General features: G+C 63.8%; 20 protein-coding genes. 13 read left to right on the forward strand and 7 right to left on the reverse strand.

Going from position 1 to position 18,103, the window contains the following annotated elements; translation table 11 throughout:
• Nucleotides 1-169: 169 nt before the first annotated feature.
• From sppA to lhpI, 4 genes are all read left to right on the forward strand, one after another.
• The gene (sppA, locus tag NKH83_RS03955; protein WP_352802186.1) at nucleotides 170-1,126 is read left to right on the forward strand and encodes a signal peptide peptidase SppA; all 957 of its coding nucleotides are present in this window, start codon (nucleotides 170-172) and stop codon (nucleotides 1,124-1,126) included.
• 81 nt (nucleotides 1,127-1,207) lie between these two features.
• A complete protein-coding gene (locus NKH83_RS03960) occupies nucleotides 1,208-1,492 on the forward strand; it encodes an integration host factor subunit beta (protein WP_023675261.1) in 285 nt (94 codons plus the stop codon).
• A 47-nt stretch (nucleotides 1,493-1,539) separates the two neighbouring features.
• Entirely contained in the window at nucleotides 1,540-1,872 is a 333-nt protein-coding gene (locus tag NKH83_RS03965) for a LapA family protein (protein WP_352649557.1), read from the forward strand.
• Nucleotides 1,873-1,924: 52 nt separating this feature from the next.
• Nucleotides 1,925-2,893: a bifunctional Delta(1)-pyrroline-2-carboxylate/Delta(1)-piperideine-2-carboxylate reductase gene (lhpI, locus tag NKH83_RS03970; RefSeq protein WP_352802188.1), complete on the forward strand. Its 969-nt coding sequence runs from the start codon at nucleotides 1,925-1,927 to the stop codon at nucleotides 2,891-2,893.
• Nucleotides 2,894-2,965: 72 nt separating this feature from the next.
• Here lhpI and NKH83_RS03975 read toward each other — a convergent pair whose 3' ends face one another.
• On the reverse strand, nucleotides 2,966-3,334 hold the full coding sequence (locus tag NKH83_RS03975) for a VOC family protein (RefSeq protein ID WP_352802190.1): 369 nt from the start codon (nucleotides 3,332-3,334) through the stop codon (nucleotides 2,966-2,968).
• 86 nt (nucleotides 3,335-3,420) lie between these two features.
• Nucleotides 3,421-4,092, reverse strand: coding sequence for a helix-turn-helix transcriptional regulator (locus tag NKH83_RS03980; protein ID WP_352802192.1), 672 nt, complete (start codon nucleotides 4,090-4,092; stop codon nucleotides 3,421-3,423).
• 123 nt (nucleotides 4,093-4,215) lie between these two features.
• Between NKH83_RS03980 and NKH83_RS03985 the strand changes: the two genes are divergently transcribed.
• The 7 genes from NKH83_RS03985 (at nucleotide 4,216) to olsB (ending at nucleotide 11,658) form a co-directional block, all read left to right on the forward strand.
• Entirely contained in the window at nucleotides 4,216-4,701 is a 486-nt protein-coding gene (locus NKH83_RS03985; protein WP_352476402.1) for an anthrone oxygenase family protein, read from the forward strand.
• A gap of 89 nt (nucleotides 4,702-4,790) precedes the next feature.
• The gene (locus NKH83_RS03990) at nucleotides 4,791-5,852 is read left to right on the forward strand and encodes an RsmD family RNA methyltransferase (RefSeq protein ID WP_352476401.1); all 1,062 of its coding nucleotides are present in this window, start codon (nucleotides 4,791-4,793) and stop codon (nucleotides 5,850-5,852) included.
• On the forward strand, nucleotides 5,853-6,716 hold the full coding sequence (locus NKH83_RS03995) for a TrmH family RNA methyltransferase (RefSeq protein WP_352802195.1): 864 nt from the start codon (nucleotides 5,853-5,855) through the stop codon (nucleotides 6,714-6,716). It begins immediately after the preceding gene.
• 26 nt (nucleotides 6,717-6,742) lie between these two features.
• A complete protein-coding gene (gene lspA, locus NKH83_RS04000; RefSeq protein WP_352476442.1) occupies nucleotides 6,743-7,219 on the forward strand; it encodes a signal peptidase II in 477 nt (158 codons plus the stop codon).
• A 51-nt stretch (nucleotides 7,220-7,270) separates the two neighbouring features.
• The gene (gene acuI, locus NKH83_RS04005; protein ID WP_352802197.1) at nucleotides 7,271-8,260 is read left to right on the forward strand and encodes an acrylyl-CoA reductase (NADPH); all 990 of its coding nucleotides are present in this window, start codon (nucleotides 7,271-7,273) and stop codon (nucleotides 8,258-8,260) included.
• 84 nt (nucleotides 8,261-8,344) lie between these two features.
• Nucleotides 8,345-10,633 carry a PAS domain-containing hybrid sensor histidine kinase/response regulator gene (locus NKH83_RS04010; RefSeq protein ID WP_352802199.1) on the forward strand — a complete coding sequence of 763 codons (2,289 nt, stop codon included), beginning with the start codon at nucleotides 8,345-8,347 and terminating at the stop codon, nucleotides 10,631-10,633.
• A 149-nt stretch (nucleotides 10,634-10,782) separates the two neighbouring features.
• Nucleotides 10,783-11,658, forward strand: a complete 876-nt coding sequence (olsB, locus tag NKH83_RS04015) for a l-ornithine N(alpha)-acyltransferase (protein WP_023675251.1) — start codon at nucleotides 10,783-10,785, stop codon at nucleotides 11,656-11,658.
• 95 nt (nucleotides 11,659-11,753) lie between these two features.
• Here the strand turns inward: olsB and grpE are convergent, their stop codons facing one another.
• Nucleotides 11,754-12,389 (reverse strand): nucleotide exchange factor GrpE, encoded by a 636-nt coding sequence (gene grpE, locus NKH83_RS04020; RefSeq protein WP_352649549.1) that lies wholly within the window; start codon nucleotides 12,387-12,389, stop codon nucleotides 11,754-11,756.
• Nucleotides 12,390-12,627: 238 nt separating this feature from the next.
• Between grpE and NKH83_RS04025 the strand changes: the two genes are divergently transcribed.
• Nucleotides 12,628-12,828 carry a hypothetical protein gene (locus tag NKH83_RS04025; protein ID WP_254816803.1) on the forward strand — a complete coding sequence of 67 codons (201 nt, stop codon included), beginning with the start codon at nucleotides 12,628-12,630 and terminating at the stop codon, nucleotides 12,826-12,828.
• Nucleotides 12,829-12,953: 125 nt separating this feature from the next.
• On the forward strand, nucleotides 12,954-13,976 hold the full coding sequence (locus NKH83_RS04030) for a fatty acid desaturase (protein ID WP_254816802.1): 1,023 nt from the start codon (nucleotides 12,954-12,956) through the stop codon (nucleotides 13,974-13,976).
• Between the two features lie 149 nt (nucleotides 13,977-14,125).
• Here the strand turns inward: NKH83_RS04030 and NKH83_RS04035 are convergent, their stop codons facing one another.
• The 4 genes from NKH83_RS04035 to NKH83_RS04050 form a co-directional block, all read right to left on the reverse strand.
• Nucleotides 14,126-14,746 carry a DJ-1/PfpI family protein gene (locus tag NKH83_RS04035; protein WP_352476396.1) on the reverse strand — a complete coding sequence of 207 codons (621 nt, stop codon included), beginning with the start codon at nucleotides 14,744-14,746 and terminating at the stop codon, nucleotides 14,126-14,128.
• A 136-nt stretch (nucleotides 14,747-14,882) separates the two neighbouring features.
• Nucleotides 14,883-15,419, reverse strand: coding sequence for a DUF934 domain-containing protein (locus NKH83_RS04040; protein WP_352476395.1), 537 nt, complete (start codon nucleotides 15,417-15,419; stop codon nucleotides 14,883-14,885).
• 208 nt (nucleotides 15,420-15,627) lie between these two features.
• Nucleotides 15,628-16,392, reverse strand: a complete 765-nt coding sequence (locus NKH83_RS04045) for a phosphoadenylyl-sulfate reductase (protein ID WP_352649547.1) — start codon at nucleotides 16,390-16,392, stop codon at nucleotides 15,628-15,630.
• On the reverse strand, nucleotides 16,367-18,037 hold the full coding sequence (locus NKH83_RS04050; protein WP_352802202.1) for a nitrite/sulfite reductase: 1,671 nt from the start codon (nucleotides 18,035-18,037) through the stop codon (nucleotides 16,367-16,369). Before NKH83_RS04050 ends, NKH83_RS04045 begins: the two co-directional genes overlap by 26 nt.
• Nucleotides 18,038-18,103 lie beyond the last annotated feature (66 nt).

An 18,103-nucleotide genomic window follows, 5' to 3' on the forward strand; every position in this document is an offset into this window, starting at 1 on the left:
CTGTACCTCATACCAGATATAGGCGCACAGTGTTAGAGCCTGTGGAACGCGACAGGTTGAGGCTTGCCGCGAATGCCTAAGGCCTTTGTCGCAAGGCCGTCAGGAAACGGTAGCCGGGCGCGAATGGTTGCTTTAAAAGCATCTGCTCCCACCGACTACGAGGCTGACCATGGCATTGAGAGCCGACGACCTGATCGACCGCCGCCGCTTGCGCCGCAAGCTGACATTCTGGCGTATCGCGGCGATTGTCGTCGCCGCAGCCGGGCTGATCGCCTTTTCGGCGTGGATTTATGGTGATGACTTCACCAGCGCGGCTGTCGACCACATCGCCAAGGTCAAGATCGAAGGTACCATCACCGAAGACGAAGAACTGATCAAGCGGCTGGAGGCCATCCGTCAGTCGCCGCGCGTCAAGGCTGTGATCCTGTCGATCGATTCACCCGGCGGCACCACCGTCGGTGGCGAGTCGATCTATGAGGCAGTGCGCAAGCTCGCCGCCGACAAGCCAGTGGTGGCTGAGGTCGGCACGCTCGCGGCTTCGGCGGGCTACATGATCGCCACTGCGGCCGACCATATTGTCGCACGCAAATCCTCGATCGTCGGCTCGATCGGCGTGCTGATCCAGTACCCGGACGTCAGCGGCCTCATGGACAAGCTCGGCGTCAAGCTGGAGGAGGTGAAATCCTCGCCCTTGAAGGCCTCGCCTTCTCCGTTCAAGCCGACCAATGACGATGAGCGCGCCATGGTCCGCAAGCTCATCCTCGACAGCTACGACTGGTTCGTCGGCATCGTCGCCGAGCGCCGCAACATGACCAAACCGGAGGCGCTCGCGCTCGCAGACGGGTCGATCTTCACCGGCCGGCAGGCGGTCACCAACAGATTGATCGACGCGGTCGGCGGCGAAGCCGAAGCGATCGACTGGCTTGCAGGCAAGGGTGTCGATGCCAAGCTCAAGGTGGTGGAATGGAAGGACACGGAAAAACGCGGTGGTTTCCTGTTCTCCAAGGCGATGGCGCAGACCGTCGGCGCTGCGCTTGGCCTGCCCGGCCATGGCGGCGACATCCTTCACGAAATTGGAGTGGACCGCTTGTTTCTTGACGGTCTCGTTTCCGTCTGGCACCCTTGAGGAACCGCTTGGGACGAGTGAAAAACCAAATAAAATCATTCTGATAATTTCGGCGGCACTGCTTTCACGGGGAGCCTTTTCATGATCAAATCCGAACTTGTTCAGATCATCGCCACGCGTAATCCGCATCTTTTCCTGCGCGACGTCGAAAACATTGTCAGCGCTATCTTTGATGAAATCACCGACGCGCTTGCCGAGGGCAACCGGGTCGAGTTGCGCGGCTTCGGCGCGTTTTCGGTGAAAAACCGCCCTGCCCGCACCGGCCGCAACCCGCGCACCGGCGAATCCGTGGAGGTTGAGGAGAAATGGGTACCGTTCTTCAAGACCGGCAAGGAATTGCGTGAAAGGCTGAACGGAGGCAAATAGGCGCGGCACGCGCCACCGCTCCTGCCTTTTCTTCCGAACGGAAAAACATGTTCAATCGCTTCATTCTCATCGTGGTTTTCGTGCCGCTGGCCGTCATCCTGATTGCGCTGGCCGTCGCGAACCGCGAACCGGTAGCCTTCACACTCGATCCGTTCAATCCCGGCAATCCGGCGCTGACGCTGACCGTGCCGCTCTTCATTTTCCTGTTCCTGGCGCTGGCTATCGGCATGATCGTCGGCAGCCTGGCGACCTGGATCAAGCAGGGCCGCTACCGCAAGCTGGCGCGCCAGCGCGGCGCCGAGGCCGAGAACCTGCGCCAGGCGGTCAGCCGCGCGCCCACCGCGTCGCAGAGCCCAGTCTTGCCGAAGCCGACGAACTGAGCCGCGGCTCGGGCCTGAGGCACAACCGGCCTAGTTCTCCACGGAGCCTTTCATGCTGACCATTTCCGCCGCCGAGGTCGACCGCGCGCTGACCTTTTCCGGGCTGGTCGAGACGTTACGCGCCGCCTTTCGCGATGGCGCCGTGCAGCCGGTCAGGCACCATCACACTGTCGAGCGGCCCGATGGCGCCGCCTCGACGCTGCTTTTGATGCCGGCCTGGACCGACTTCAACGCAGCCGGCACCTCGGCCGATGGCCATATCGGCGTCAAGATCGTCACCGTGTCGCCTGACAACAATGCCGTCGGCAAGCCCGCGGTGATGGGGCTTTACCTCTTGCTCGACGGCGCCACAGGCGAGCCTCAGGCCTTGATCGATGGCCAGAGGCTGACACAGTGGCGCACGGCCTGTGCCTCGGCGCTGGCTGCCTCCTATCTGGCCCGCGAGGATGCATCACGGCTGCTGGTGGTCGGCGCCGGCGCGCTGTCGCCATTCCTTGCAAAGGCGCATTCGGCGGTGCGTCCGATCAAGAACATCCGCATCTGGAACCGCACGTCGTCGAATGCCGAAAAGGTCGCGGCAAAATTGCGTGCCGAGGGTTTTGCGGCCGAAGCAGCTGGCGATCTCGACGCCGAACTCGGAAAGGCCGATATCGTATCGTCGGCGACCATCACCACCATGCCACTGATCAAGGGCGCACTCTTGAAGTCCGGCACCCATGTCGATCTCGTCGGCGGCTTCACGCCGGCGATGCGCGAAAGCGACGACGACGCGATTGCACGCGCCCGCGTCTATGTCGACACCCGCGCCGGCGCCACCAAGGAAGCCGGCGATATCGTCCAGCCGCTGGCCTCCGGCGTTCTGAAGCCGGAAGCCATCGTCGCCGATCTCTATGAACTGGCGCGCGGCCAGAAAAAAGGCCGGCAGAACGACGACGAGATCACGCTGTTCAAGTCGGTCGGCGCAGCCCTCGAGGACCTCGCCGCCGGCATTGCCGTGTATCGGGCAGCGAAAGGGGAGTAGGAAACCGCACTGATCGTGCGGCGCCGCGCCAGCTATGTTTCCTGTCACGTACTGCCCTACTGCTCTACTGCCTCACTCCCTTTGCCAATAAACCCGCAGCCGGTGGCTGTCGGGATCAAGCGCGACGAAGGTGCGGCCGAAATCCATGTCGGTCGGCGTCTGCAGAATTTTCAGCCCGCGGCCGGCCCACTCGGCATGGGTGGCGTCGACGGCACCCGGCGTGTCCAGCGCAAAGACGATCTCGGCGCCGCCGCCCGCTGCCGCAGCGGCCGGCTCCACGGTGTGACGCGACCAGAGGCCGAGCTTGAAGCCGTTGTCGAGCACGAACAGCACGAAGGTCGGCGAGGTCTCGACCGGTTGCCGCCCAAGCAGCGCGCCATAGAAGGCGCCGCTTTGCTCAGGCTTGTCGACATAGAGGATGACGAAATTGGGCGGTGTCATGAATTGCTCTCCAGATGGTTTCGACTGGAGGAGCATAGCGTATGCCACTGCCAGATTCTGGCAGCAGTCTCAACTGAGCAGCAGCCTTAGCTTGGTGTGTCGAGCGTCGCCCGCCATTCTTTGAGCAGCACCTGACGGCGGCGCGGATAGCGCATCTCGGTGGCGTTGAGGCCGGATATCCGATCGGCGCGAAAGTGCCTGAAATCCTGGCGCATCTCGCACCAGGCCGCGACGACGCGCACCTTGTCGAAGAAGCCGAGTGCGGTGCGCTCGGAGGCAGCGCCGCCGGCGTCGCGATAGACAAAGCTCAGCTTGCGCTCCTCGCGGATGGCCTGCCGCACCACGCCGAGATCGATGCCTTCTGTGACCTCGGTGCGCGACCCGACCAGCAGCGTCGAGGCATCGAGTTCCTCGCGCAAATCGTCCGGCAGCACCGCCGCGATCTTGGCCAGCGCGTCGGTGGCGGCGTTCGCAAGCCGCCAGTCCGGCTGCTTGGCCACCCAGCGCGAACCGAGAACGATCGCCTCGATCTCCTCATCGGTGAACATCAAGGGCGGCAGCATGAAACCTGGCCTGAGCACGTAACCCAGCCCCGCCTCACCCTCGATCGGCGCACCCTGCCCCTGCAGCGTGGCGATATCGCGATAGAGCGTGCGGATCGACACACCCATTTCGCCCGCGAGGCTGCGGCCGCTGACCGGCCGGCGATGCCGGCGCAGGATCTGGATCAGGTCGAGCAGGCGTTCGGCGCGGGACATGGATCGCAACCCGGTTTGATGGATGTCCAATTTGAATGGACGATAGTGCGCCTGCCCTTTCGACGGCAAGCAAGACGATCGCCGACCGGAACGTCTGCGCCCTGACGTCGTTGTCTGGCCATTATGGATATACGCGGTTTTCTGTTGTTCTGGTCGGTTTTGACCGCCATCGTCGCGGCGCTCAGCCTTGGGCCGTCTTTCGCCCATGTGCTGGAATCGGTGCCGCGGCTGACCAGATGGCCGCCTTCGCTCTGGCGTGAAACCACTGTCTTTAACGCTCAGTTCCAATTCTTCGCGATTGTCGGCGCACCGCTGGACCTGGCGGCAATCGTCTGTCCGGGCCTCCTCGCCTGGATGCTGCGCAGCGATCGCCCGGCATTCTGGTGGGTCTTGGCCGCCACCGTGCTCTACCTGATAGCGCTTGGGGCGTGGTTTGCGCTGGTCAAACCGGCAAACGATGTCCTGGCCACCTGGGTACCTGGACCGATCCCGGACAATTTCGAAACTATCCGGAGCCGCTGGGAAACCGGCCATATGGTCGTCACCGGCTTCAAGGCCGTTGGTTTCATAGCGCTCGCAATCGGCCTGCTGTCGATCAGGCGCGGCTGATCCGGCTGCGCACGTCGGCAGCCCTTTTGTTGCGCCGGTCAATGTGCTGTGGCAGAAGCGGCCAAGCCGCCGTCCGGAGATGCGCCTTCTTGAAACCTTTTCGCGACAGACGCCGCGATAGCCGACCGCCCGCAAAAGGCGGGGCGGAGCATGTCCGGCGGCGCGACGCCAGCCCAACCGCCGGTCCGGAGCCTAGACCGCAAGACCGGTCCGAGCCAAAAGCCGCGCCGCGCATGCTCTCGCGCCGCGATGGCGCGCTGCCTGCCGAACATTTGCCGCTGATCCTCGAAGTCGGCCCCAATCAGGACTACGCGCTGCTAGACAGTGGTGCCGGAGAAAAACTCGAGCAATACGGCCCCTACCGCATCGTTCGGCCGGAGGGCCAGGCGATCTGGCAAAAGGCATTGGCGGCCAGGGACTGGGAACGCGCCGACGCCATTTTCACCGGCGATACCGACGAGGAAGGCATCGGCCGCTGGCGCTTCCCCAAGACGCCGCTCGGCGAGACCTGGCCGATGAAGCATGACGGCATCGACTATCTCGGCCGCTTCACTTCGTTTCGCCATGTCGGCGTCTTTCCCGAGCAGGCCTCGCACTGGGACCACATGGCCGGACTGATCGCGGCGGCAAAACGGCCGGTGAAGGTGCTGAACCTGTTCGGTTACACCGGCCTTGCCTCCCTGGTGGCGGCGCATGCCGGCGCCGAGGTCACCCATGTCGATGCTTCCAAGAAGGCGATCGGCTGGGCACGCGAAAACCAGGAGATGGCTGGGCTGTCGCAAAAGCCGATCCGCTGGATCGTCGACGATGCCGTGAAATTCGCCGAACGCGAGGAGCGCCGCGGCAGCCGCTACGACATCATCCTGTTCGACCCGCCCGCCTATGGCCGCGGACCGAAAGGCGAGGTCTGGCAGTTGTTCGAGGACCTGCCGGCGCTGACCGACATCTGCCGCGCGATCCTGACGCCGAAGCCGCTCGCCGTGGTACTGACCGCCTATTCGATCCGCGCCTCTTTTTTCGCGATCCATGCCCTGATGCGCGACACCTTCGCCGGCATGGGCGGCACGGTCGAGTCGGGCGAATTGATCATCCGCGAGAAATCTGCCGGTCGGGCGCTTTCGACCTCGCTGTTCTCGCGCTGGGTGGCCTGAATGAGTGCGTACGAACGGCACGCAGGCGCGCCAGGGCAGGTGAAGGAAGTCACCAGCCTCGCCAACCCGCTGATCAAGGAGATCAAGGCGCTCGCGCTGAAGAAATTCCGTGACCAGCAGAATGCCTTCATGGCCGAAGGCCTGAAGCTGGTCATCGACGCGCTCGATCTCGGCTGGTCGATCAGGACATTGGTCTTCGCCAAGGCCGGACGTGGCAACGCGGCAGTCGAAAAGGTCGCGGCGCGCACGGTCGCCGCCGGCGGCACGGTACTTGAAGTCTCGGAAAAGGTGCTGGTCGCCATCACCCGCCGTGACAATCCGCAAATGGTCGTCGGCGTGTTCTCGCAGAAATTGCTGTCGCTGAAGGACATCCGCGTCGAGGACAGCGATGTCTGGGTAGCACTCGACCGCGTTCGCGACCCCGGCAATCTCGGCACCGTCATCCGCACGGTCGACGCTGTCGGCGCCAGGGGCGTCATCCTGGTCGGCGAGACCACCGATCCCTTTTCAGTCGAGACGGTGCGCGCCACAATGGGCTCGATCTTCGCCGTGCCCGTCGCCAAGGCGCCGCCCGAGGCTTTTCTCGCCTGGCGAACGAGCTTTCCCGGCCTCGTCGCCGGCACCCATCTGAAGGGTGCGGTCGACTACCGCTCGGTCGATTTTTCAAAAGGCCCGGTGCTTTTGGTGATGGGCAACGAGCAGCAAGGCCTGCCTGACGAGCTTGCCGCAAGCTGCGACAAGCTGCTGCGGATACCGCAGGCCGGCCGCGCCGATTCACTCAACCTTGCGGTGGCCACCGGCGTCATGCTGTTCGAGATCCGGCGCGACGCGCTGAAGCTCGGCCCGGAGGACGCCAGATCGTGACATCTCAAACCGTGAAACTGCAAACCATGAAGTCCTGGAGGCCGTACGCTCTTCTGGTCATCGCCGCGATAGCGCTCGACCAGTGGCTGAAATACCTGGTCGAAACCGGCCTTGCCTTTCAGGAACGGCTCGACCTGCTGCCGTTCCTGGCGCTGTACCGCACCTACAACACCGGCATCGCGTTCTCGCTGTTTTCGTCCTTCGGCGACACCGGCCTGGTGGTCGTCGCAGTTCTGGTGGTCGCTTTCGTGCTCTATCTTGCGGCCCGCACGCCGCCCGGCCACCTGCTTGCCCGCATCGGCTTCGCACTGATCGTCGGCGGCGCGCTCGGCAACCTGATCGATCGCGCAATCTACGGCCATGTCATCGACTATGTCCTGTTCCATACGCCGGTCTGGTCCTTCGCCGTCTTCAACCTCGCCGACGCCTTCATTTCCGTTGGTGCCGTGCTGGTCGTCTTCGATGAGCTCATTGGTTGGCGGCGCGGAATGTCGAGCGATTGACCTCACTCGCCTGGCGCCGCACATTCTGATCTGCAAGCCCGAGGAGAAAACATGCCCGAAACCTTCAAAGCCATCCTCGTTTCGCGCGACGCCGAGAAAAACCAGTCGGTCGCGGTGACCGAGCTTACAGAGGCAGACCTGATGGAGGGCGACGTCACCGTCGCGGTCGAGGCGACGACGGTGAACTACAAGGACGGCCTTGCGATTACCGGCAAGGCGCCGGTAATCCGCCGCTGGCCGCTGGTGCCGGGCATCGATCTCGCCGGCACCGTCATCTCGTCCTCCAATCCTGACTGGCGCAAGGGTGACAAGGTCATATTGAACGGCTGGGGCGTCGGCGAGACGCATTTCGGCGCCTTTGCCGGGCGCGCCCGCGTCAAGGGCGACTGGCTGGTGCCGCTGCCGGACGGAATGAGCCCGCATGATGCGATGGCGATCGGCACCGCCGGCTACACCGCCATGCTTTGCGTCATCGCGCTGGAGCGCCACGGCATCGTGCCCGATCGTGGTCCGGTGGTGGTGACCGGCGCTGCCGGTGGCGTCGGCTCGGTCGCGATCTCGATCCTGTCCAGCCTCGGCTATCACGTCATTGCCTCGACCGGCCGCGCTACCGAAAGCCCCTATCTGATCGACCTCGGCGCCGCGGAAGTGATTTCACGCGACGAGCTTGCCCAGCCGGCAAAACCGCTCGCCAAGGAACGCTGGGCCGGCGGCGTCGATGCCGTCGGCAGCCACACGCTGACCAACGTTCTGTCGATGACCTCCTATGGCGGCGCCGTCGCCGCTTGCGGCCTCGCCGGCGGCATGGACCTGCCGGCCAGCGTCGCCCCGTTCATCCTGCGCGGTGTCTCGCTGCTCGGCATTGATTCGGTGATGGCACCCAAGGCGGTCCGCCTCGAGGCCTGGCGCCGCATCGGCACCGATCTCGATCACGCAAAGCTTGCCAGTCTGTCGACCAGCATCGGCTTCGACGGCATCATCGGCGCCGCGCATGACATCGTCGAGGGCAAGATCCGCGGCCGTGTGGTGGTGGACATGTGAGCCCCCGGGGAAAAAGAGCGCGACCGCTAAAATTCGAACGATCAATCACAACCTTCGATAAGCTCTGTCTGGCAGGAGTTCCGTATGATTGCGGAACCCGGCATCAGAGCGGCGGAACCAGCCGAACGGGCCGACGGGCCGGCCCCCGAGGCGCCAGCACGGCAGCTTGTCGCCGCGCCACCGCTGGCGCCGGAATTACCCGACGCCAACCGCGAAGGCCTGTCCTTCCTGACGCTGGTCGCCATCGTCGTGCTGGCGGGCCTGTCGCATTTGACCGGAGCGCCGATCTTCATCACCATCGGCCTTTTGGCGACAGCCATGGCCGGGCTCGCCATGCATCTGCACAACAGGCGCACCGAGCGCCGCGCGGTGGCCCTGCTCGATGCCACCACCGCCCGCAGCCGCGCCGAAATCGAGACGCTGGCCGACCGCATGTGGGAGATGCAGGAGAGCGAGGAGCGCTTTCGCGGTCTGATCGATGCACTCGGCGATCTCGTCGTCCACCGCGACCGCGACGGCCACATCGTCTACGCCAACAAGGTTTTCGCCGACCTTGTCGAAACCGACCAGCGCGAGTTGGCCGGCAAGACCCTGGCCGAACTAGGCATCGATGTCGGAATCGTCCCCGACGCCGCCTTTTCCGACCATGAATGCCTGAGTTCCACCGACGTCGCCATTCGCACGCCGGACGGTCCACGCTGGTTCTCTTGGATCGAGCTGTCGGTGCGCGACAAGGACAGCGGCGCCGTTTCGCATCGCGCCATCGCCCGCGACATCACCGCCCGCAAGCGCGCCGAATCCTCGCTGATCACCGCCCGCGAGCGGGCCGAATATGCGAGCCAGGCCAAATCGCGTTTCCTCGCCACCGTCAGCCACGAGATCCGCACGCCGATGAACGGCATCATGGGCATGGCCCGGCTTCTCGCCGACACTAGCCTTTCGCCCGAGCAGCGGACCTATGTCGGCGCCATCTCGACCTCGGCCAGCGCGCTGCTGGCGCTGATCGAGGACCTGCTCGACTACTCCAAGATCGAGGCCGGCCGCTTCGACCCCGAACCGCAGCCGATGTCGGTGCGTGAGATCGCCGACAATGTCGTCGAGCTTTTGGCGGCGCGGGCTTTTGCCAAGGATATCGGCCTCGGCTGTCATGTCGAACCCGACGTGCCGCAGCTGATCACCGCCGACCCCGGCAGGGTCAGGCAGGTGCTGCTCAACCTCATCGGCAACGCCGTCAAGTTCACCGACAGCGGCGGCGTCCTGGCAAGCATCGCCCGCGTCCGCACCGAAACCACCGACCGCATCCGCTTCACCATCACCGACACCGGCCCCGGTCTGCGCGAGGAGGACATGGAGCGTATCTTCGAGGACTTTGAACAGGCTGACGGCACCTCGACCCGTGCGCATGGCGGTGCCGGCCTCGGTCTTGCCATTTCCAAGCGCCTGGTGACCGCCATGGGCGGCACCATCTCTGTTTCGAGCCGCCTTGGCCAGGGATCTGAATTCGTCTTCGAGATTCCCGCTATTTCCGCCGTCGAGGCGCCGCAGATCCGCGAGAACCCGCTGTCGGGCCGGCATGCGGTGATCGTGTCGAAGAACCCGGTCGAGGCCGAAGCCATCGCCCGCACCATTCGCGCCAATGGCGGCACGGTCGATCTGGCCACCGCCGCCGCCCAGGCCACCGCTTTCGCCGAGGGCTGTGACGTGCTGCTGATCGATGCTGCCATGGAGCAAAGCGACGGCAGGCTGCTCAGGCGCCTGCGCCAGAGCGGATTTGCCGAGTGCGAGGCAGTGACGCTGATCGCGCCGACCGACCGCGGCATGCTTGGCGAGTTCCGTGCCAATGGTTACGCCACCTTCCTGGCGAGGCCGGTGCGCGGCGAGACACTGCTGCGCGTGCTTTTGACCAGCCATGCACCGGTCATCGCCGAGCCGCAACTGCAAAGGCGCGGCGCGCAGGCCGGGCATGCCATTGGCGCCCGCCAGCAGGGCCTGTCGGTGCTGATCGCCGAGGACAACGACATCAATGCCATGCTGGCCCGCGCCACGCTGCTGAAGGCCGGGCATCGCGTGAAAGTGGTCGGCAACGGCAAGGCCGCGGTCGAGGCGGTCATCAGCACCGGCCACAAGCACCGCTACGACGTGGTGCTGATGGACTTGCACATGCCTGTCATGGACGGCCTGGACGCCATCGCCGCCATCCGCCGCCATGAGGAGGAGACCGCGGTGCCGCCGGTGCCGATCATGGTGCTGTCGGCCGACAGCCAGGAAAAGACCCGCCATGCCGTGCTCGCTCACGGTGCCAGCGGCTTCGTCACCAAGCCGCTCGACCCCGATGCCCTGGTTCATGCCGTCGAGGGGCAAGTGGCCGCCTGAGGCACAACATAGACGGTTGATAGATTACCCAGCCGACGAAGTATTGCCCGCAGAGCCGTATCACGGTACTGTCACAATCCTGTTGCACCTACACCGTATCCCCGTGCCAAGAGGGATGGCTCGAAGGAGAATCACTCGTGCATACAGTCATGCCGGAATGTGATGCTCGGCCGAACGCCAGCGGGCCTTTGCTCGTCGGCCGGAACGCCGATGCCGTCATAAAAGGCGCATCGCTCGGCCGCATCGGCAATCTCGAAGTGCGGCTCGCCCGCAACGAGGCCGAGATCGCTGCCGCGCAGGAAGTGCGCTACCGGGTGTTCTACGACGAGCTTGGTGCCAGGAAGGACCTGTTCCAGATGCAGGACCGCCGCGATGCCGATCGCTTCGATCCCCTCTGCGATCATCTGCTTGTGTTCGATACTTCGCTTTCCGGCCCCGAGCATCGCCGCATCGTCGGCACCTACCGCCTGCTGCGGCAGGAGATTGCCGCGGCGGCCGGCGGCTTCTATTCCGAAGGCGAATTCGAGCTGACCAAGCTGATCGCGCGGCATCCCGGCCAGCGTTTCCTCGAGCTCGGCCGCTCCTGTGTTCTGCCGGAATACCGCTCGAAGCGCACCATCGAGGCGCTGTGGCAAGGCATCTGGGCCTATATCAACCATTACGGCATCGGCGTGATGACCGGATGCGCGTCGTTCCACGGCACCGTGCCGGCGGCACATGCGGAGGCGCTGACCTATCTTGCCCACCACTGCCGGACGAATTCATCCTGGGACGTGCGCGCCGTCGCCGGGCGCTATTGTTCCATGGACCTGATGCCGATCGAGGCCGTCAACACCAAGGCGGCGATCGCCGCGATGCCGCCGCTGGTCAAGGGCTATCTGCGCGTCGGCGCGCGCATCGGCGACGGCTGCGTCATCGACCGTGAATTCTCGACGGTCGACGTGTTCGTGGTGATGCCGGTCAAGGAGATCGGTGCCCGCTACGTCAATTATTATGGCGGAGAAGCGCAGCGGTTTGCTGCCTGAGTAGGGCAGTAGGGGAGAGAAGGTAACGGCCGGAGTAGGCAATTGCTCTACTTTATCCGACGTAGCGTTAATCCCTGATCCCCTACTCCCCTAACCTACGCATCCTTCTCAGCTTGCTCATTCACCGGCCCCGGCTCCACCGGCGCTTCGCTCGCCACATGCTTGGGGCCGCCCTTGGCGACGCCGACCATGGCCGGCCGCAGCACACGCTCGCCGATCGAATAGCCGGGCTGCACGACCTGCACGACCGTGTTGGCCGGTACGTCGGGATTGGGCACCTCGAACATCGCCTGGTGGAAATTCGGATCGAATTTCTCGCCCTCGGGCTCAAGCTTCTTCACGCCGTGACGTTCCAGCGCCGACAGCATGGCGCGCTCGGTGATCTCGACGCCGTCGATCAGCGCCTTGAAACCGGCATCGCCCGAAGCCTTGGCCTCCTCCGGGATGGCATCCAGAGCACGGCGCAGATTGTCTGACACCGAAAGCATGTCGCGGGCAAAGTTGGCAACCGCATAGGCACGCGCATCGTGGACGTCGCGGGCGGTGCGGCGGCGCAAATTCTCCATGTCGGCCGCGACGCGCAGCGCGCGATCCTTCAGCTCTTCGTTTTCCTTCAGAAGCCGCACAAGCGCTTCATAGTCGCCGTCGGCGCCGCTTTCCCTTGGCTCCGCGGCAGCCTCGGTCTTCTCGGCTTCATCGGGCGCGCGTTCGTCTTTTGCCTGGTCGCTCATCGCCGTTTCCCGTCATTTTCGATGGTGTGGATTTGCGCCCGATATCGAGGTTTGGCGGCCAAAAATCAAGGGGCAAGCGCTACTGCAGCCGCTGCCGCGGCTGGAAGGCGAACAGCGGAGACTTTTCGATTTTAATTCAAACTTTACCGTATCCGACGGCTTTGCTTGCCAGGCTACTACAATGCGGGAACCATTTCTCTCCTGGAGGAGTTTCGAAGCCGACACAGGATTTTGGAAGATGTCCCGCACCAATGGCGAAAAGCACGACGCGCTCGCCGTCGATATCCGGCGCCAGCTCGGCAATGAGACCACCAAGCGCTTCCTGCGCACCCTGCCGGCATTCCGCACGGAGACGGATATTCCCGACCGCCTGAAGAAATTGCTCGACCGCCTGGATGGCATCGAAACCAACATGGTCGCAGGCGGGCGCCGTCGATAGGCGCCGTTGCCGGCGACGCGCCCGGCGACTGTGGCCGGAATTCGTCGCATCGCGCGACATTTACCCGCAGTAACTTTGCGTGATCTTCGTCTTGCGGCAGCGCCCTGCTCCGCCTATGTTTCATGATGAACATGATTTCCCCCGAAGCTGTGGCAAACAGCAAGCGCGCCTGGTTGAAAATCCTGTCGCGCTATAAAAAGCCCGACAGGCGTCGCAGCGCCGTCGAACTCGCCATCACCCTCATTCCCTTCGCCACGCTGTGGGCACTGTCTTCGGCCGCCTATGCCTATGGCCATTGGTGGGGTCTGGTCCTCATCCTTCCGGCAGCCGGCTTTCTGGTGCGGATCTTCATGATCCAGCACGATTGTGGCCACGGTTCCTTTTTTGCCAATCGCTATGCCGACGACTGGATCGGCCGTGTGCTTGGCGTGCTGACGCTGACGCCCTACGATTGCTGGCGCCGCGCCCACGCAACCCATCACGCCAGCGCAGGCAATCTCGACGAGCGCGGCACCGGCGACATCAAGACACTGACCGTCGCTGAATATCGGCAACTGTCGTGGCGGGGCCGGCTCGCCTATCGCCTCTATCGCCATCCGCTGGTGATGTTCGGCCTTGGCCCGATATGGATTTTCATGTTCGAGCAGAGACTGCCCTTGGGCATGATGCGGGGCGGTTTCACCCCCTGGGTGTCGTCGATGTCGACCAACCTCGCCATTGCGGTCATCGCCGCGCTGCTCATCTGGTTCGTTGGCCCCGGCGCGTTTCTGGTCGTGCATCTGCCGATCGTCATCCTCGCCGGATCGGCCGGCATCTGGCTGTTCTATGTCCAGCATCAGTTCGAGGAGACGGAGTGGACAAAGGACTCCGAGTGGGAATTCCAGCACGCTGCCCTGCACGGTTCGTCCTATTACGACCTGCCGCCGGTGCTGAACTGGATCACCGGCAATATCGGCGTCCACCACGTGCACCACCTTTCGGCCAAGGTGCCGTGCTACCGGCTTCCGGAAGTGCTGAGGGACTATCCGGAATTGCGTGAGATCGGCCGCGTCACGCTCCTCGACAGCCTGCGCTGCGTCAAGCTGGCGCTGTGGGACGAGACCCGCAGCAAGCTGGTATCGTTCCGCGAAGCGCGGATGGCCGTGTAGGCGCACCGCCGCACCTAAGGCGCGTCGCGCTCGACCAGCCTCATGCGACGCGCTCTAGGTTCTTGTTTATGCATGCCGTTATCACAAAACCGCTGAACACACTTTTGCGCGACATGCGTTAGGGGTGCGGCAGGCTCCAAATTCCGAGCTTAAGCCGCCTGGCGTTGGTCGCGCATCAGGATCTCGCCTTGGCGGATCTCGGTGCCCAGCACTTTCAGGCATTCGCGCATGAACGCGGCAAGGCCCGGCCAGCCCTTGGCCGACACCAGATTGCCGTCGACATGGGCGCCGGTCGGCGCAACATCGATATAGATGCCGCCGGCCAGCGTGACTTCCGGCTCGCAATATTGCAGTGCCGCGACTTCGCGGCCGCGCACCACGCCGTCGACTGCGATCAGGATCTGCACGCCGTGGCAGATGGTGAAGATCGGCTTTCCCGTCTCATGGAAATGCCGCACCAGCGCCTGCACGCGTTTGTCGATGCGGATATATTCCGGCCCGCGCCCGCCCGCCGCGTAGACGGCATCGTAGTCGGAGGGATTGACCTCGGAAAACGTCTTGTTGAGGATGTAGTCGTGGCCGAGCTTTTCCGTATAGGTCTGGTGGCCCTCGAAGTCGTGCAGCGAGGTCTTCAGGATATCGCCGGCCTTTTTGTCGGGGCAAACGACATGGACGGTATGGCCGACCGCATGCATGGCCTGTTCAAAGACGAAAATCTCGTACTCCTCGCTGAACTCGCCAACGAGCATCAATATCTTCTTGCCAGCCATACCCGGTTCCTCCCTTGTGGCCACATTTATTCTGATCGCGAAATAATGGGCCTATCCTAAGGCGGATAGGCGCAAAATAAAAGGCTGGAATCAGGATGTGGTCCGACCAGATAGGCTTCTGGCCCTCTGGAGGGGATCAGCCGGGGCGCACCCGCCGCCAGGAATATTTCGGGCCTTTGGGCTCCGGCTTCACCGCCGGCTGATAGAACAGCGGCAGTCCGCCTGTGCGGCCTTGCTCGAGCCGCTTCAGCAGCACCGGGTGCGAGATCTCGAATTCGTCGAAGCCGAGGCGCAGCATATGCGGCAGCTGGTCGATAAGCACCTGCCCGGTGGCGCGCATGGCGCCGGTGAAGTGGTAACGGCTGCGCAGCAATTCGCCCTTGGAGAAGGAGCGGCCGTCATTGAACGCCGGAAAGGCCAGCGCCACCAACGACAGCTGGTCGAGCAGGCCGGCGATCTTGTCGAGCTGGTCGCCGGGCTGCAGCAGCACGCCGATGCGTTCCTTCGCCGACCGCCGCACCTCCGGATCAAAGCCGAGAAACGCCTGCAACGGCAGGATGAAACGGCCATTGCCGCCCAGCGCCTCGGCGCTTTCGGCATGAACCCACTCGTCCTCTCGGAACCCATCCGGTGTCCACAGCCGCATGGCGTTTTCGGCTATCAAGTCGCTCATCAAGAAAATTCCCAAGTCCAAAGATTCTAAAGTGCAAAACACCTCAGGGTGCGTTGAGATTCAGGTCAGGCCGAGCCGGAGCCGAAGGCGGACGCGAAGCGACCAAAATGGTGGCTTCCAGGAACCGGAGCGGAGCGTACTCTTGGGTACGTGAGCACCGGAAGCGCAGGAATCCGCCGTTTGCAGGCCGGCTGAATATCAATCTACCCTAAAGTGAGGCGTCAGTCAGCGACCTTTCCAACCCCGACAAGTGGATGCCGCATTCGGTCTTGGCGTGCCCGGCCCAGCGGCCGCTGCGCGCGTCGTCGCCCGGTTGCACCGGCTGCGTGCATGGGAAGCAGCCGATCGACAGATAGCCATAGGCGACCAGCGGGTTTTCACGCAGCGCATGTGCGCGCATGTAGCCGGCCTGGTCCGATGTCGTCCAGTGCGCCAGCGGATTTATGCGGATGCGCGAGCCGACCGCCTCGAACACCGGGAGCGCTGCCCGGGTCGCCGCCTGGAAGCGCTTGCGGCCGGTGAACCAGGCGCGGAACGGCTCGACGCCGCGCGCCAGCGGCTCGACCTTGCGCACCTCGCAGCAGGCGTCGGTGTCGGTCTCGTTCAGATTGCCGGTCGGATCGATCCTTGCCAGCGCCGCATCGTCGGGCCTGATCACCCGGATATCGGTCAGCCCGAAATCGGCGGCCAGCGCGTCACGATAGCCGAGCGTCTCCTCGAAATGCTTGCCGGTGTCGAGAAAGATCACCGGCAGCGTGCGGTCGATCTCGGCGATCATGTGCAGCAGCACCGCCGAATCCGCGCCGAAGGACGAGACGGCGGCGATTTCGCCGTGAAAGAATTCCCGGGTTGACCGCTCGATGATCTCCAGCGGCTTCAGATGGCCGTAGAGCGCGTCGAGACCCGCCGCTTGGGCGGCGATGCCGGCCTCGACGTCGACAATACGGTCAAGCGGCCTTGGCTTCGCCAGCATAGAGCGCCTCCTTGAACGGCGCAGGACCGACACGGCGGTAGGCGTCGATGAATCTTTCGTTTCTGTCCAGCCGAAGCCCGAGATAGGTCTCGACGATCTGCTCGATGGCATCGGTGATCTCTTCCGAACTGAAGCCGCGGCCGATGATCTCGCCGACCGAGGTGTTCTCGTCGGCCGAGCCGCCGAGCGTTACCTGGTAGAGCTCGGCGCCTTTCTTCTCGACCCCGAGGATGCCGATATGGCCGACATGGTGATGGCCGCAGGCATTGATGCAGCCGGAAATCTTCAGCTTCAATTCGCCGATCTCGCGCTGGCGCTCCAGTGAGGCGAAGCGCCGCGAGATTTCCTGCGCCACGGGAATCGAGCGCGCCGTCGCCAGCGCGCAATAATCGAGGCCGGGGCAGGAGATGATGTCGCTGATCAGGTTCGAATTGGCCGTCGCCAGCCCGATATCGACAAGCGCGTCATAGACCGCTTTGAGGTCGGCCCGCGCGACATGCGGCAGGATCAGGTTCTGCTCGTGGCTGACGCGCAGCTCGTCGAATGAATATTTTTCGGCAATGTCGGCGACCGCTTCCATCTGGCTGTCGGTGGCATCGCCCGGCGTCTCGCCGATGCCCTTGAGCGAGATGGTCACCGCCGCGTAGTCGGGATGGCGATGGGTGACCACATTCTGGTCCAGCCATTCGGAAAAGCTCTTGGAGTCGAGGCGGGCAAGCTTGACCGCCTCGTCGCCTTCCGGCCGGTCGACAAGCGGAGGCGGCGCGAAATAGGCATCGATGGCGCGGATGTCTTCTTCCGGCAGCCTCAGCTCGGCGTCCTTCAACTCCTGCCATTCGGCCTCGACCTGGCGGGTGATCTCCTCGACGCCGGTCTCATGGACCAGGATCTTGATGCGCGCCTTGAACTTGTTGTCGCGACGGCCGTAGAGGTTATAAACGCGCAGGATCGCCGTGCAGTAGGACAACAGATCCGCTTCGGGCAGGAAATCGCGGATCTTCTTGGCCACCATCGGCGTGCGGCCCTGGCCGCCGCCGACATAGACGGCGAAACCAAGCTCACCGGCGGCGTTCTTCTTCAGGTGCAGGCCGATGTCATGCGTCTGGATGGCGGCGCGGTCGCGCTCGGCGCCGGTCACCGCGATCTTGAATTTTCGCGGCAGGAACGAGAATTCCGGATGCACCGAGGACCATTGCCGCAGGATTTCGGCATAGGGACGCGGATCGGCAACCTCGTCGGCGGCGGCGCCGGCGAAGTGGTCGGCGGTGACGTTGCGAATGCAGTTGCCGCTGGTCTGGATGGCGTGCATCTCGACGCTTGCCAGATCGGCCAGGATCGCCGGGATGTCCGACAGCGCCGGCCAGTTGAACTGGATGTTCTGGCGCGTCGTGAAATGCCCATAGCCCTTGTCGTATTTGCGGGCGATGTGGCCGAGCATGCGCAGCTGCTTGCTGTTCAGCGTGCCGTAGGGCACCGCGATGCGCAGCATATAGGCATGCAGCTGCAGATAGACGCCGTTCATCAGCCGCAGCGGCCGGAACTGGTCCTCGGTGATCTCGCCGGCAAGGCGCCGCGCGACCTGGTCGCTGAACTCGGCGACGCGGGCCTTGACGAAATCGTGGTCGAACTCATCGTAACGGTACATATTCAGGTCTTTCCGGGCGCGTCCGCCCGTTATTTTCTTCGTTCGAGCATGATCGGGATCATGCTT

This window comes from Mesorhizobium sp. M0909 (assembly GCF_040319515.1).
In the GTDB taxonomy this organism is placed as follows: domain Bacteria; phylum Pseudomonadota; class Alphaproteobacteria; order Rhizobiales; family Rhizobiaceae; genus Mesorhizobium.

What these genes read in the sequence shown, in the direction of transcription:
- sppA (WP_352802186.1), top strand. Translation starts at nt 170, where the DNA reads ATGGCATTGAGAGCCGACGACCTGATCGACCGCCGCCGCTTGCGCCGC.
- NKH83_RS03960 (WP_023675261.1), top strand. Translation starts at nt 1,208, where the DNA reads ATGATCAAATCCGAACTTGTTCAGATCATCGCCACGCGTAATCCGCAT.
- NKH83_RS03965 (WP_352649557.1), top strand. Translation starts at nt 1,540, where the DNA reads ATGTTCAATCGCTTCATTCTCATCGTGGTTTTCGTGCCGCTGGCCGTC.
- lhpI (WP_352802188.1), top strand. Translation starts at nt 1,925, where the DNA reads ATGCTGACCATTTCCGCCGCCGAGGTCGACCGCGCGCTGACCTTTTCC.
- NKH83_RS03975 (WP_352802190.1), bottom strand. Translation starts at nt 3,334, where the DNA reads ATGACACCGCCCAATTTCGTCATCCTCTATGTCGACAAGCCTGAGCAA.
- NKH83_RS03980 (WP_352802192.1), bottom strand. Translation starts at nt 4,092, where the DNA reads ATGTCCCGCGCCGAACGCCTGCTCGACCTGATCCAGATCCTGCGCCGG.
- NKH83_RS03985 (WP_352476402.1), top strand. Translation starts at nt 4,216, where the DNA reads ATGGATATACGCGGTTTTCTGTTGTTCTGGTCGGTTTTGACCGCCATC.
- NKH83_RS03995 (WP_352802195.1), top strand. Translation starts at nt 5,853, where the DNA reads ATGAGTGCGTACGAACGGCACGCAGGCGCGCCAGGGCAGGTGAAGGAA.
- lspA (WP_352476442.1), top strand. Translation starts at nt 6,743, where the DNA reads ATGAAGTCCTGGAGGCCGTACGCTCTTCTGGTCATCGCCGCGATAGCG.
- acuI (WP_352802197.1), top strand. Translation starts at nt 7,271, where the DNA reads ATGCCCGAAACCTTCAAAGCCATCCTCGTTTCGCGCGACGCCGAGAAA.
- NKH83_RS04010 (WP_352802199.1), top strand. Translation starts at nt 8,345, where the DNA reads ATGATTGCGGAACCCGGCATCAGAGCGGCGGAACCAGCCGAACGGGCC.
- olsB (WP_023675251.1), top strand. Translation starts at nt 10,783, where the DNA reads ATGCCGGAATGTGATGCTCGGCCGAACGCCAGCGGGCCTTTGCTCGTC.
- grpE (WP_352649549.1), bottom strand. Translation starts at nt 12,389, where the DNA reads ATGAGCGACCAGGCAAAAGACGAACGCGCGCCCGATGAAGCCGAGAAG.
- NKH83_RS04025 (WP_254816803.1), top strand. Translation starts at nt 12,628, where the DNA reads ATGTCCCGCACCAATGGCGAAAAGCACGACGCGCTCGCCGTCGATATC.
- NKH83_RS04030 (WP_254816802.1), top strand. Translation starts at nt 12,954, where the DNA reads ATGAACATGATTTCCCCCGAAGCTGTGGCAAACAGCAAGCGCGCCTGG.
- NKH83_RS04035 (WP_352476396.1), bottom strand. Translation starts at nt 14,746, where the DNA reads ATGGCTGGCAAGAAGATATTGATGCTCGTTGGCGAGTTCAGCGAGGAG.
- NKH83_RS04040 (WP_352476395.1), bottom strand. Translation starts at nt 15,419, where the DNA reads ATGAGCGACTTGATAGCCGAAAACGCCATGCGGCTGTGGACACCGGAT.
- NKH83_RS04045 (WP_352649547.1), bottom strand. Translation starts at nt 16,392, where the DNA reads ATGCTGGCGAAGCCAAGGCCGCTTGACCGTATTGTCGACGTCGAGGCC.
- NKH83_RS04050 (WP_352802202.1), bottom strand. Translation starts at nt 18,037, where the DNA reads ATGTACCGTTACGATGAGTTCGACCACGATTTCGTCAAGGCCCGCGTC.